The organism is Mesorhizobium comanense (assembly GCF_005503535.1).
Lineage (GTDB): Bacteria > Pseudomonadota > Alphaproteobacteria > Rhizobiales > Rhizobiaceae > Mesorhizobium > Mesorhizobium comanense.
Window position 1 is genome coordinate 87,169 of sequence record NZ_SCNN01000006.1, and the last position, 12,709, is coordinate 99,877.

Genomic DNA, 12,709 nt, shown 5'->3' on the forward strand with positions numbered 1-12,709 from the left:
AGACATGTCCGTAGTTCCGGCATTTCGGATTTCGACAATGGAAGAGAATTTTTCGGCCGAGCCGCCTGTTCCCCCCGGCAGTGTCGTTGCCGGTATCGATGTCGGGGGAACATTTACCGATCTGCTTCTGATCGACGGCGGGAATGGCGGCAGGGTCCACATCGCCAAGACGCCGACGACCGTCGAGAACCAGGCCTTTGGCGTGGTTGCGGCGCTCGGCGCCACCGGCTTTGCCATAGGCGGCATCGACCTGATCGTGCATGGCACGACCACCACCACCAATGCCGTTCTGGAGCGCCGGCTGGCAAAAACCGGCATGATCACCACGCGCGGTTTCCGCGATGTGATCGAGCTTGGCCGGCGCACAAGGCCGCAGCCCTATGGCATGACCGGAACCTTCGTCCCGGTCATTCCACGCAATCTGAGGCTGGAAGTGTCCGAGCGCGTCGAGGCCTCGGGTGCCATTCGCACCCCGCTCGACGAGGCCGAAATGCGCGAGGCGGTCGGGACGCTCGTCGCCGCCGGCTGCGAATCCCTGGTCATCCATTTCCTGCATTCCTACGCCAACCCCGCGCATGAGCGGCGCGCGGCCGAAATCGCGGCGGAACTCTGGCCGAACGGCTACATCACCACGGGCCACGCGCTGCTGTCGGAAGCGCGCGAATTCGAGCGCGGCGTCACCGCTTCGGTCAACGCATCGGTGCAGCCGATCCTGGAGCGCTATGTCGGGCGGTTGCGCAAGGAATTGGCCGACAAGGGCTATGTCAGGGACTTCCTGATCATGAACGGCAATGGCGGCATGATCTCCGCCCGCTTCGTCACACGTGAATCGGCCAAGACCGTGATGTCCGGTCCGGCCTCGGGCGTCATCGCCGCCGCCTATACGGGCAGGCGCGCCGGCTTCGAGAACCTCGTCACCTACGACATGGGCGGCACGTCCACCGACGTGGCGCTGATCCGCAACGCCGAGCCGGCTGTCTCGAACGAGATCGAGATCGAATACGCCATGCCCATCCACGTGCCGATGGTTGCCGTGCACACGGTCGGCGCCGGCGGCGGCTCGATCGCGCGCGTCGACGCGGCCGGCCTGATCCAGATCGGGCCGGAAAGTGCCGGCGCCAATCCCGGCCCGATCTGCTACGGGCGCGGCGGCCTCGAGCCGACCATAACCGACGCCAATCTCGTGCTCGGCCGGCTGGCGCCGAAGAAGCTGCTGGCTGTCGATCATCCGGTCACGACGGAGCGCGTCACCGGCATCTTCGAGGACAGGATCGGCAAGGCGACCGGCCTGTCGGGCGTCGAGGCCGCGGGCGCGGTGCTCAGGCTCGGCAACATGAAGATGGCCGGCGCCATCCGCATGGTTTCCGTGTCGCGGGGGCATGATCCGCGCGATTTCGCGCTGTTCGCCTTCGGTGGCGCCGGGCCGCTGCACGCGACCGCGCTTGCCCGCGAACTCGGCCTGCCGCGCGTGCTCGTCCCGGCGCGGCCCGGCATCACCAACGCGCTCGGCTGCGTTGTCGCCGATCTGCGCCACGACTTCGTCAACACCGTCAACCAACCGGTCGCGATGCTCGATGAAAGCCAGCTTCATCAAGTATTGGAACGGCACCGAAACGAAGGCAAGGAGCTGATCGCGAAGGAAGCGGTGAAGCCGGAGGCCATCCGCGTCACCCATTCCGCCGACATGCAATTCGTCGGCCAGACGCATATCATCAACGTGCCGCTGCCGTCCTCGTCGGTGACCCGAGACGAATTGCAGGCGTTGTTCGAGAAGGCCTATTTCGCCCGCTTCAAGGTCGAACTGCCCGAGATCCGCGCCAACCTCGTCAACCTCAACACTTCGGTCACCGGCGTGCGCCCCGCGATCGACCTGTCGCGGTTGATCGATCCGGCCGGGCGCGCGAAAACGCTCGACGAGGCGCGGCGCGAAATCCGGCCCGTGTGGTACGCCGGGCGCTGGCACGACACGCCGGTCTATATCAGGGAAAAACTGCCGCTCGACGCAGTCATCGAAGGGCCGGCGATCCTCGAACAGATGGACGCCACCACCGTTCTCGAGCCCGGCGACCGCGCCCGCTCGGACGCCGACGGCAACATCATCATCGATATTGGCGAGGCCTAAGATGAGCACGCTCGACGCCATCACGCTTTCGGTCCTGCAGGCCGCCCTGCAGCAGGTCTGCGACGAGATGGATCTGACCTTTTCGCGCGCCGCCTTCTCGCCCGTCATCGCCGAGGCGAACGACCGTTCCGATGGCATCTATTCGGCCGTCGACGGTTCATTGATCGCACAGGGCAGCCAAGGCCTGCCGGTGTTCGTCGGCGTCATGCAGTACTCGACGAAAACGGTGATCGAGATGATCGCCGACGGCCGCTGTCTGCCGCCGGCGCCGGGCGACATCTACATCGTCAACGACCCCTATCTCGGCGGCACGCATCTGATGGATGTGCGCTTCGTCATGCCGGTCTACCGGGCCGGAAAAATCTTCTGCTGGCTGTCCAACACCGGCCATTGGCCCGACATTGGCGGCTCCGTGCCCGGCGGCTTCTCGGCCTCGGCCACCGCCGTCGAGCAGGAGGGCCTGCGGCTGCCGCCGGTAAAACTGTTCAAGAAAGGCGTGCTCGATCCCGAAATCTACGCCATCATCTGCTCCAACATCCGGGTCGCCGACCAGCGCATCGGCGACATCAGGGCGCAGGCGGCGGCGCTGCTGATCGGGCAGGATCGCCTCAATGGAATCCTGGATCGTTACGGAGATGAAACGGTCACCGATGCGATCGCTGAATTGCGTCGCCGCGCCGCCGAGCAGATGCGCGCCAACATATCAGCCATCCCCGACGGCACCTACCGTTCGCAGGCCTTCGTCGATTCTGACGGAGTGGTGAACGAGCCGCTGACCATCGCGCTCGCTGTTGACAAGAAGGGCGAGACGCTGACCTTCGATTTTTCAGGGTCGTCGAAACCCTGCGCCGGGCCGATGAACAGCGTTCTGGCGACGACCCTGTCGTCGGTCTACCTCGCCATGCGCCATATCTTCCCCGATGTGCCGATCAGCGCCGGCGCCTTCGAGCCGCTGGAAGTCAAACGGCCGGAAGGCACCTTCCTCGACGCCAGATATCCCAGACCCGTCTCGGGCTGCGCGGCCGAAGTGTCACAGCGCATCGCCGAGGCGGTGTTCGCGGCCATGGTCCAGGCCCTGCCGGACAAGGTGACGGCGGCTCCAGCCGGTTCGAGTGGCAATTTCGCGCTTGGCGGCAGCGATCCGGCGCGTGGTCGCGACTACGTCATGTACCAGATCTCTGGTGGCGGATATGGCGGCAACTCCGGCCATGACGGTTTGACCAATGGGTGTTCAACCATCGGCATTTCAAAATCGCCGCCGGTCGAAATCATGGAACAGGCTTTTCCCGTGCTCTACCGCCACTATGCCTTGCGCGAAGGCTCTGGCGGCGCCGGCAAGCATCGCGGCGGCTTCGGCCTCGCCTATGAGGTCGAGATCCTGCGCGGCGAGGCGCGCGCCTCCTTCGTCATGGACCATGGCCGTTTCGGGCCGCAGGGCGCTCTTGGCGGCAAGGACGGCCAGCCCAACAGCGTTACCGTCTTCCGCAATGGCGAGCAACATGTGCCGCCGCACCTGTCCAAGGAACAGGACATCCCGCTCAAGGCCGGCGACCGCGTGCGCGTCGGCACGCCGGGCGGCGGCGGCTACGGCGATCCGCGCGACCGCGATCCGGACCTGGTCGCCAGGGATGTCCAGCTTGGCTACTACACCGCCGACCAGGCCCGGAAGCTGTTCGGGTCGTAGCAGGCCGCGTGCTTTGGGACGGCTGTTCTATACGCCGGCCTTCAGCGCATCCGCGAATTTCTGCGCGATCTTGGTGAAACCCGCTGGCGTGGGATGCAATTCGTTCGCCCAGTCGGCGGGTTTCAGCGTCCCCTGTGTGTCGACGAGGTGGAAGTTGTTGGCGGGCACGCCGGCCAGCCCCTTCACCAGGTCGCGGAACGCCGCCAGCGTGGCATGGACGATGGTCGTGCCTTGCGCCACCGTCCAGTTGCAGAAGTCGAGCGAAGGCTTGAGCCACGGTCCGGCGCAGGCGGGATGGACGCCGTTCGGGATCGGAAAATCATAGCAGTGCCCGAAGATCGGCACACCTGGCGCCACGCGGTCGCGCAGCGCGAACAGGTCGAGATAGCAGGCCTCGATCATGCCGAGCGCCTTGGTGAAGCGGTTCTTGTTCAGGCCGGTGGCGTGACCGTCATTGAAGTCGAGGAAGATGCAGAACTGGTCGCCGGCAATGTCGTTGCCGCCGGCCGAAAACAGGATGGCGTCCGGCTTGCCGTCCAGCCAGTTGGCCTTGTTGCGCAGCGCCGCGATCATCCGTTCCTGCTTGGGCAGCGACATCTCGTCGGTTGCCGCGTCGCCGTGATGGGCGAGGTTGAGGATCGTCGGCGGCGCGCTGCCGATGCGGCGCAGTTGCGCGATGACATCGGTGTCGGAGAGCGGCAGGCCGTTGCCGGTCAGCGGATAGTCGAACCAGGAATCGCCCTGTGCGAGCATCACCGGCGGACGGTTGCTGACCGCCGCCTTCAGCGTATGCGCGCTGTCGCGCGCCGCGGCCAGCCGCTGGATGTTGGCCTGGTGGACACGCACGCGCTTGGCGATGTCGTCATCGATGCGGCGCTGCACGGCTTGCTGTACGAATTCCGGCTGGTCCATCGTCGTCCTCCCGGCCGCTGACCTTGCGGGCAGCAGATATCCAAGTGAAATCAATAGTCTTCAAGTCAGCAGCAATGATTACTTTAGCGGATGGCGGTATTTAACACGGGCTCTCCGATCCGGGGAAGATACAGGAAGAAATAAAGCCGATTCGGATAGATCGGAGCTTGGCATATTGCTGAGGTTGCCGCGCCGCGATCGCCATATGACGTGTCGCTTCCGTCTCCGCCGGCCGCACGAAAGCCCGTAGATTTGTGCTGTCAACGGAGATCTGGAACATGCGTCTTTTCGGTCGTTTCGTGCTTGCCGCTTCCGTCGCCTTCACGCTCGCCTCGGGTGCCTCCGCGCAGGACAAGTTGCGCATCGGCACGGAGGGTGCCTATCCGCCCTTCAACTATGCCAATTCCGACGGCACGCTGGGCGGCTTCGACATCGACCTCGGCAAGGCGCTGTGCGCTGAGATGAAAGCCGACTGCGAATTCATCGTGCAGGATTTCGACGGCTCGATACCGGCGTTGCAGGCGGGCAAGTTCGACGCCATCATCAACATCACCATCACGCCGGAACGGGCCGAGAAGGTCGAGTTCACCCACAAATACTACCAGACGCCGCCCGCCATCGCCGTGCCGAAGGATTCTTCAATCGCCGGCACGACTCCGGACGACCTCAAGGGCAAGGTGCTGGGCGTGCAGAATGCGACCATCCACCAGAACTTCGCCGAGCAGAAATACCAGGGTTCGACCATCAAGGCCTACCCGACCGGCGACGATGCCCGCACCGACATGGCCAACGGCCGGCTCGACGCAATGATGGATGGATCGATCATCCTGACCGAATGGCTGAAGAAGCCGGATGGCGCGTGCTGCAAGCTGCTCGGCACGCTGACGGCCGATCCGGCCATTCACGGCCCCGGCGTCGGCATCGCGCTGCAGAAGGGCAACAAGGCGCTTGCCGAAAAGTTCAATGCGGCCATCGACGCGCTGCGCGCCAACGGCAAGTACAAGGAAATCAACGACAAATACTTTTCGTTCGACGTCTACGGCAGCTGAGACCTCTTGGAAACTCCACTCTGGCGGTCATCTGAAGGCGGTTTCTGCGCTTCCGTTGCCCGCGGACCAATGTCCGCTGCGCTACGGTTCTCGAAACCACCATCATATGACTCACCAGAGCGAGTTTCGAAGCGGTCTCGGGTCGCATGAACAATGGAGACTATCTTGGCTGAACGGCGTTCCCCCTTTTACAGCAACATCGTCGGGCTGGGCGCCACCATGGGCCGGGTCGGCGGGAATTTCATCTCGGCCAAGACCTATTCCGGCATCGCCGACGAGCATCTGAACACGCGCGCCAATGTCGGGGTCCAGGACCTCAGCACCATGGGCAAGATGGACATCAAGGGCCCGCAGGCCGAAGCGCTGGTCAATCATGTCATCGTCAACGATGCCGCCGCGATGAAGCCCGGCCAGGTGCGCTACTCCACGGTCTGCCGCGAGGATGGCGGCATCATGGACGACCTCACCGTGTTCCGGCTGGGTCCCGAGCACTTCATGCTGGTGACCGGCTCGGTCAACAGGCTGAAGATGCTGCCCTGGCTGCAGCATCATGCGCAAGGCCGGAAGGCCTATGTCACCGACATCACCGCCGCGATCGCCTTCCCGACCATCCAGGGTCCGCGCTCGCGCGACCTGTTGAAGGCAATGGTCAGGGATGCCGACCTCGACGGGTTGAAGCGCTGGGCGTTCACCTCGGGTGTTGTCGGCGACACCAGGGTGCTGATCTCACGCACCGGCGTCACCGGCGAACTCGGCTTCGAACTCTTCGTGCCGGCCGACGAGGCGGCCTCCGTCTGGGATGTGCTGATGAAGGCAGGGGCGGACTTCGGCCTGAAGCCCTATGGCGTGCTGGCCATGTTCACGCTTGGGCTGGAAAAAGCCTATCCGGCGCATGGCATCGACATGGACGAGAGCCGCACGCCCTTCCATGTCGGGCTCGACCGCTGGATCAGGTTCGACAAGGGCGATTTCATCGGCCGCGAGGCCCTGCTCAAGGTCAGCGACAAGGGTCTCGACGAACGCTGGACAGGTCTCGTTCTCGACGGCGACCGGCCCGCCGCGACCGATGCCAGGGTGCTGGCCAACGGCGAGGATGTCGGCATCGTCACCTACAGCGACCATGGCTATTCCCTCGGCAAGGTGCTGGCGACGGCGCATCTCAAGCTTCCGGCCACGGCTCTCGGCACCGAGCTCAGCATCGCCATCGACGGCAAGCCGGTGCGCGCGGTGGTGGCGCCGATGCCGTTCTTCGATCCGGAAGGGACGAGGTTGCGGGCCTAGCGGCTCACCCCCGCCGATCCAGCCTCGCCACCAGCCTGTCCCCCACCCACTGGATGCCGCAGACGAGGACGATCAGCACCACGACGACCGCGATCATCACGCTGGTCTCGAACCGTTGATAGCCGTAGCGGATGGCAAGGTCGCCCAGGCCGCCGGCGCCGATGGCGCCGGCCATCGCCGAAGCGCCGACCAATGTCACCAGCGTGACGGTGAAGCCGGCGACGATGCCAGGCAGTGCCTCCGGCACCAGCACCTCGCGGATAATCGTCCAGCGGTTGCCGCCCATGGCGCGCGCCGCCTCGATCAGACCGTGGTCGACCTCGCGCAGCGACACTTCGGCGATGCGCGCATAATAGGGCGTGGCGGCGATCGAAAGCGGCACGATGGCCGCCCATGTGCCGATCGAGGTGCCGACGATCAGCCGCGTCACCGGGATCAGCGCCACCAGGAGGATGATGAAGGGCACCGAGCGGAAGCCGTTGATGACGGCGCCGAGCACGCGGTTGACCCAGAGGTTCTCGGCGATGCCGCCGCGCTCGGTCGATATCAAGGCGAGCCCCAGCGGCAGGCCGAAGACCAGCGAGATCAGGCCGGAGGCGGCCGTCATCAGCATCGTCTCCCAGATCGACCGCAGCAAAAGTTCAAACAGGATCGGCGACATGGCCAAGCACCTCCACCCGCGCGCGGCGGGAGTCTAGAAACGCGATCACCCCGGCGAGATGGGTTGCATCCTCGCCTGGCACGCAGAGGAACAGTGTTCCAACCGGCTCCTGCTGGATATGGTCGATGCCGCCATGGACGAGGCGGAAGGGACCTGGCACGGCCGCCGAGAGCTCGGACAGAAGCGGGCGTCGCGCGGCCTCGCCGGCCACGTCGACACGCAGGATCGTCTGCGCGCCGCCGCCTGGCAGCAATCGTTCAGCCAGCTCGGCTGGCAGCTGTGGCCGGATGGTGCCGAGCAGGCTTTTCGTGATGCCCGATTGCGGATCGGCGAACACCGACCAGACCGGGCCTTGCTCGACGATGCGCCCGGCGTCGATCACCGCCACGCGGTTGGCGATCGAGCGGATCACTTCCATCTCATGCGTGATCAGAAGGATGGTCAGACCAAGCCGCCGGTTGATGTCTTTCAGCAAGGCAAGGATGGACCGTGTCGTCTCCGGATCGAGCGCCGAGGTCGCTTCGTCGGACAGAAGCAGAGCCGGGCGCGCGGCAAGCGCCCGGGCGATGCCGACACGCTGCTTCTGCCCGCCCGACAGCGATGCCGGATAGGCCTTGGCCTTGTCCGCCAGGCCGACGAGTTCAAGGAGTTCGGCCGCTCGCTTCAGCCGTTCCGCCTTGGGCTGGCCCTCGATCTTCAGCGGCAGCGCCACATTGTCCTCGACGGTCTTGGCAGACAGCAGATTGAAGTGCTGGAAGATCATGCCGATACGCCGGCGCAGCGGCTGCAGATCGCGCTCGCTTAGCCGGCTGATGTCACGGCCCTCGATGACCACCTCGCCGGAATCCGGGCGTTCCAGCCCGTTGAGGCAGCGGATCAGCGTCGATTTGCCGGCGCCGCTGCGGCCGATAATGCCAAGGATCTCGCCCTTGCGTACCGTCAGAGAAATGCCGTCGAGCGCCGCCGTCGCGCCGAAGCGGCGCTTCACGTCGACAAGGCGCACCACGTCCTGTGCCGCATCGGACCGGGCGCGGGTCGGTTCGGCGATCTCCTGGGATGCCGTTATATGCTGGTTCATGCGGTTCCCTGCTCTCGCCGTCGCAAAAAGCAATTGCGGTCCGCGCTCAGGCGCGGACCGCATTTGCTCTCGATCTGGGCGGCTCAATAGGCGCTGAGGCCGGTGCCCTTGTAGACCTTGTCGAACTCGGCCTTGACCGCGTCGTTCTGGTAGGATGCGACCAGCGTCTTCACCCAGGCCTCGTTCTCGTTGCCGACCTTCACCGCGATGAAGTTGCGGTACGGATTGTCGGCGATGGGCTCCTGCGCGATGCGGTTTTCCGGGGTCAGGCCGCTTTTCAGCGCCCAGTCGGTGTTGACCACGGCGGCGTCGAGGTCCTCGACCGAGCGGCCGACGATGCCGGCGTCCAGTTCCTTGATCTCAACCTTCTTCGGGTTTTCCGCGATGTCGGCGGTGGTGGCCAGGATGCCGGTACCGTCCTTGAGCTTGATCACGCCCTCGTTCTGCAGCACGCGCAGCGCCCGGCCCTCGTTGGACGGGTCGTTCGGCACGCCGATGACGGCGCCTTCCGGCAGGTCGGCGATCGCCTTGTACTTCTTGGAGTAGAGGCCGATCGGCCAGACGCCGGTATAGCCGACACGCACGATGTGATAGCCCTGCGTCTTGATCTGGTTGTCGAGATAGGGCTGATGCTGGAAGGCGTTGGCGTCGATCTCGCCGCGCTCCAGCGCCTCGTTGGGCTGGGTGTAATCGTTGAAGACGACGGGTTCGATCGTGAGGCCCTTCTCGGCTGCCTGGGCCACGACGACACGCCAGACGTCTTCGTCCTCGCCGCTGATGATGCCGACCTTGATCGCCTTCTTGTCGTCGGCAAAAGAGGCATGCGGCGCCATCAGGCTGCCGACCGCGACGGCGGATGCAAACAGCAGAGCAAGGCCGTTGCGCCGGTTGATGGTTGACCCAGGGGAAGAAGATGAAGTGTTGTTGATGTCGGACATGGCGGAATCTCTGCGGTTGTGAAGTCATGGCGGCAAGGCGGACTGCCTAGCCTTGGTCACATCATCAGAAACTCTATCGATTTTATCAAAGAACCGCTTTCGCCGGCCTGATCGCAGCCGGGAATATTCTCTCAAAAATTTCGGGATCGGGAGCACAAGACGTCGCCGGACCGTCCGCGGCGAGGCCGCGTGACGGTCCGATAGCGCGTGGCGATGGCCGGATTCCTCGGTGAGCCTGGAGGCTCAGAGCGCGATCCAGGCGGTCTTCAACTCCAGATATTTCTCCAGCGCGTGCATCGACTTGTCTCGGCCGAAGCCGGACTGCTTGACGCCGCCGAGCGGCACGGTGATGTCGGCGCCGCCATAGGTGTTGACGTGCACGACGCCGGCATTGATGGACCGCACCATGCGGTGCGCGGTGGACAGGTTCGATGTCCACACCGCCGAGGCAAGCCCGTAGACGGTTGCGTTGGCAAGCCGCACCGCCTCCTCTTCCGTCTCGAAGCGCGTGACGCCGAGCACCGGCCCGAACACCTCTTCGCGGGCAAGCTGCATATGCTCGGTCACATTTTCGAAGATCGTCGGCGCCATGTAGCTGCCGCCGGTCTCGGCGAGGATCCGCTCGCCGCCGGTGACCAGCCTTGCGCCTTCTTCGCTGGCCTTGGCGACGAAGCCGAGATTCTTGTCCAGCTGTTCCGCGCTCGATACGGCACCGACATCGCTGCCGAGGTTGAGCGGGTCGCCGACCTTCAGCCGCGTGGTTGCCGACAGGAGCTCCTCCATGAAGCGGTCGTAGACTGACGCCTGGACGAGCAGGCGCGAACCGGCGACGCAGACCTGGCCGGAGTTGCGGAAGATGCCGTTGGCCGACACCACCGCCGCCTGCTTCAGGTCCGGCGCGTCGGCGAAGACGATGTTGGGCGACTTGCCGCCAAGCTCGAGAAAGACACGCTTCAGGTTGGAGCGGGCCGAATAGTCGAGCAGCCGGCGGCCGACCGGCCCGGAGCCGGTGAAGGCGATGGCGTCGACATCCATGTGCAGGCCGAGCGCCTCGCCGGTGACCGAGCCACGACCGGTGACGACGTTGAGCACGCCGGCGGGCAGCCCGGCTTCGGCGGCCAGTTCCGCCAGCCTCAGCAGCGTCAGCGACGCGATCTCCGGCGGCTTGACCACCACGCAATTGCCGGCGGCCAGCGCCGGGGCGATCTTCCAGGCGCCGATCATCAGCGGAAAATTCCACGGCACGATGACGCCGACGACGCCGAGCGGCTCCTTGTGGATCAGCCCCAGCACATTGTCCGCCGTCGGCGCGATCTCGCCATAGACCTTGTCGATGGCTTCGGCGTAGTAGCGGAAGGTGCCGGCCGCTGACAGCGGCTCGGCCTTGTAGGCCATGCCGATCTCGGTGCCGTTGTCGCGCACGCCCAGCACGGCCAGTTCGTCGACATGCTTTTCGATCAATTCGGCGAACCTCGTCAGCACCTTCTTGCGCAAGGCGGGCGCTGCGCGCGACCACGAGCCTTTCTCGAATGCCTTGCGCGCCGATTTCACCGCGCGATCGACGTCGGCGGCATTGCCGTCGGCGATGCTGGCGAAGGCGCGGCCATCGATCGGCGAGGTTACCGCCAAGCTCTCGCCGCTTGTTCCCGCCGTTTGCGCGCCGTCGATGAAGAGGCCGCGCGCGCCGATCTCGGCCTTGCGCAGCGTATCGATGGAAGTCTGACTGATCATGGGGAACCGGCTCCGAAACTGACATGCAATGTGGTGGGCGCCCGGAACTCCCAGCCGCGGAACACCGGCTCCTTGCCGGGCACGAGCCTGAGATCGGGGAATCGCTCCAGCAGAAGCCTTACCGCAAGGCACATCTGCTCGCGCGCGAAAAACCGGCCGGAACAGAAATGATGGCCGAAGCCGAAGGCGGCATGGTTGCCTTCGTCGCGGTTGATGTCGAAACGGTCCGGGTCGCTGAAGCGGCTCTCGTCGCGGCTGGCCGAGGAGACGAGTGCCGCGATCGGCGCGCCGGCGGGGATGGTTGTTCCACCGAGTTCGACAGCGCGCGTCGTCTCGCGCGTCTGTGTGCCGATGGGCGCTACCCAGCGCAGGCCCTCGTCGACGGCCTTGGGCACGAAAGTGTCGGGATCGTCGAGCACCTGCCGCAACTGGCCGGAATTCCTCAACAGGCCGACAAGGATCGAGCCGGCGCCGTGGCCTGGCTCCTGCATGCCGCCGAGCAGGATCACCTTGATGGTGGGCATCAAGAGGTCGATCGGGCGGGTCTGGCCCTCCGGCATGCCGTCATGCAGCATATGGGAGAGCGCCGAGCCGTCACGCTGGCGGGCGAGCCTGCGCAGCGTCGGGGACACTGCATCGCCGACCTCGGCGCCGATCGCGTCGGCGATTTCCTGCCGCTTCGGGTCGTTCTCGAAATTGATCGCGCCTTGGGCGAGCCCGTAGAACCAGCGGCGCAAGGTCGGCATGTCGATGTCGGCAAGTCCGAGCGAGCGGGCCAGGCTGAGCGTGGATACCGGTTCGAAATAGTCGGCCATCAGTTCGGCCGAGCCACGGCTGGCGATCGCGTCGAGATAGGGCTCGGCGATCGAGCGCACGAGATCGCCGGCATAGGATGCGACGGTGCGCGGCCGGTACTTCGGATCGACGCCCTGGCGCAGGTCCTTGTGGACCTCGCCGTCGCTGGTCAGGATGGTCGGCTTGCCGAAAGAACGTTCCACGGGCGACACGCCGGCGCGCACGATCGCCGAGAAGATGTCCGGCGACTTCGCCACCAGTTCGACATCCTTCCAGCGGGTGACGAACCAGAGATTGACCGAGGGCACGAAGGCGACCGGCGCGCTGCGCCTCAGTTCAGCGTAGATCGGATACGGATCCGCCTCCAGCGCCTCGACGGTGATGTTTTCGGCATAGCTCAAGGCCGCCACTCCCTTAACGGTGAGAGGGGCGGCGTGGCACGCCGCCCCGATAGGTCT

General features: G+C 65.1%; 10 protein-coding genes. 4 read left to right on the forward strand and 6 right to left on the reverse strand.

The window, feature by feature from the left end; genetic code table 11:
- The first annotated feature begins 37 nt into the window (after positions 1-37).
- Both FFS37_RS12745 and FFS37_RS12750 read left to right on the forward strand, forming a co-directional pair.
- Complete coding sequence (locus FFS37_RS12745; protein ID WP_137931313.1) at positions 38-2,122, forward strand: hydantoinase/oxoprolinase family protein; 2,085 nt, start codon at positions 38-40, stop codon at positions 2,120-2,122.
- Position 2,123: 1 nt separating this feature from the next.
- The gene (locus tag FFS37_RS12750; RefSeq protein WP_137931314.1) at positions 2,124-3,806 is read left to right on the forward strand and encodes a hydantoinase B/oxoprolinase family protein; all 1,683 of its coding nucleotides are present in this window, start codon (positions 2,124-2,126) and stop codon (positions 3,804-3,806) included.
- A 27-nt stretch (positions 3,807-3,833) separates the two neighbouring features.
- Here the strand turns inward: FFS37_RS12750 and FFS37_RS12755 are convergent, their stop codons facing one another.
- Positions 3,834-4,718: an SGNH/GDSL hydrolase family protein gene (locus FFS37_RS12755; protein ID WP_137931315.1), complete on the reverse strand. Its 885-nt coding sequence runs from the start codon at positions 4,716-4,718 to the stop codon at positions 3,834-3,836.
- Between the two features lie 278 nt (positions 4,719-4,996).
- Here FFS37_RS12755 and FFS37_RS12760 point away from each other — a divergent pair, with 278 nt between their 5' ends.
- Together FFS37_RS12760 and FFS37_RS12765 are read left to right on the forward strand one after the other, a co-directional pair.
- Positions 4,997-5,767 (forward strand): ABC transporter substrate-binding protein, encoded by a 771-nt coding sequence (locus FFS37_RS12760; RefSeq protein WP_137931316.1) that lies wholly within the window; start codon positions 4,997-4,999, stop codon positions 5,765-5,767.
- A gap of 165 nt (positions 5,768-5,932) precedes the next feature.
- The gene (locus FFS37_RS12765; protein ID WP_232375640.1) at positions 5,933-7,048 is read left to right on the forward strand and encodes an aminomethyltransferase family protein; all 1,116 of its coding nucleotides are present in this window, start codon (positions 5,933-5,935) and stop codon (positions 7,046-7,048) included.
- Between the two features lie 4 nt (positions 7,049-7,052).
- On the opposite strand, the gene FFS37_RS12770 is transcribed toward FFS37_RS12765, so the two are convergent.
- The 5 genes from FFS37_RS12770 to FFS37_RS12790 all read right to left on the reverse strand — a co-directional run bounded on the left by FFS37_RS12770 (position 7,053) and on the right by FFS37_RS12790 (position 12,652).
- On the reverse strand, positions 7,053-7,709 hold the full coding sequence (locus FFS37_RS12770; RefSeq protein WP_137931318.1) for a methionine ABC transporter permease: 657 nt from the start codon (positions 7,707-7,709) through the stop codon (positions 7,053-7,055).
- Entirely contained in the window at positions 7,690-8,787 is a 1,098-nt protein-coding gene (locus FFS37_RS12775; protein WP_137931319.1) for a methionine ABC transporter ATP-binding protein, read from the reverse strand. Before FFS37_RS12775 ends, FFS37_RS12770 begins: the two co-directional genes overlap by 20 nt.
- An 83-nt stretch (positions 8,788-8,870) precedes the next feature.
- Positions 8,871-9,725, reverse strand: coding sequence for a MetQ/NlpA family lipoprotein (locus FFS37_RS12780; protein ID WP_137931320.1), 855 nt, complete (start codon positions 9,723-9,725; stop codon positions 8,871-8,873).
- Positions 9,726-9,968: 243 nt separating this feature from the next.
- Positions 9,969-11,456 (reverse strand): aldehyde dehydrogenase, encoded by a 1,488-nt coding sequence (locus FFS37_RS12785; protein WP_137931321.1) that lies wholly within the window; start codon positions 11,454-11,456, stop codon positions 9,969-9,971.
- Positions 11,453-12,652 (reverse strand): cytochrome P450, encoded by a 1,200-nt coding sequence (locus FFS37_RS12790; RefSeq protein ID WP_137931322.1) that lies wholly within the window; start codon positions 12,650-12,652, stop codon positions 11,453-11,455. Before FFS37_RS12790 ends, FFS37_RS12785 begins: the two co-directional genes overlap by 4 nt.
- Positions 12,653-12,709 lie beyond the last annotated feature (57 nt).

Excerpts from the sequence above, each read along its gene's own strand:
- FFS37_RS12745 (WP_137931313.1), top strand. The coding sequence starts at position 38 with ATGGAAGAGAATTTTTCGGCCGAGCCGCCTGTTCCCCCCGGCAGTGTC.
- FFS37_RS12750 (WP_137931314.1), top strand. The coding sequence starts at position 2,124 with ATGAGCACGCTCGACGCCATCACGCTTTCGGTCCTGCAGGCCGCCCTG.
- FFS37_RS12755 (WP_137931315.1), bottom strand. The coding sequence starts at position 4,718 with ATGGACCAGCCGGAATTCGTACAGCAAGCCGTGCAGCGCCGCATCGAT.
- FFS37_RS12760 (WP_137931316.1), top strand. The coding sequence starts at position 4,997 with ATGCGTCTTTTCGGTCGTTTCGTGCTTGCCGCTTCCGTCGCCTTCACG.
- FFS37_RS12770 (WP_137931318.1), bottom strand. The coding sequence starts at position 7,709 with ATGTCGCCGATCCTGTTTGAACTTTTGCTGCGGTCGATCTGGGAGACG.
- FFS37_RS12775 (WP_137931319.1), bottom strand. The coding sequence starts at position 8,787 with ATGAACCAGCATATAACGGCATCCCAGGAGATCGCCGAACCGACCCGC.
- FFS37_RS12780 (WP_137931320.1), bottom strand. The coding sequence starts at position 9,725 with ATGTCCGACATCAACAACACTTCATCTTCTTCCCCTGGGTCAACCATC.
- FFS37_RS12785 (WP_137931321.1), bottom strand. The coding sequence starts at position 11,456 with ATGATCAGTCAGACTTCCATCGATACGCTGCGCAAGGCCGAGATCGGC.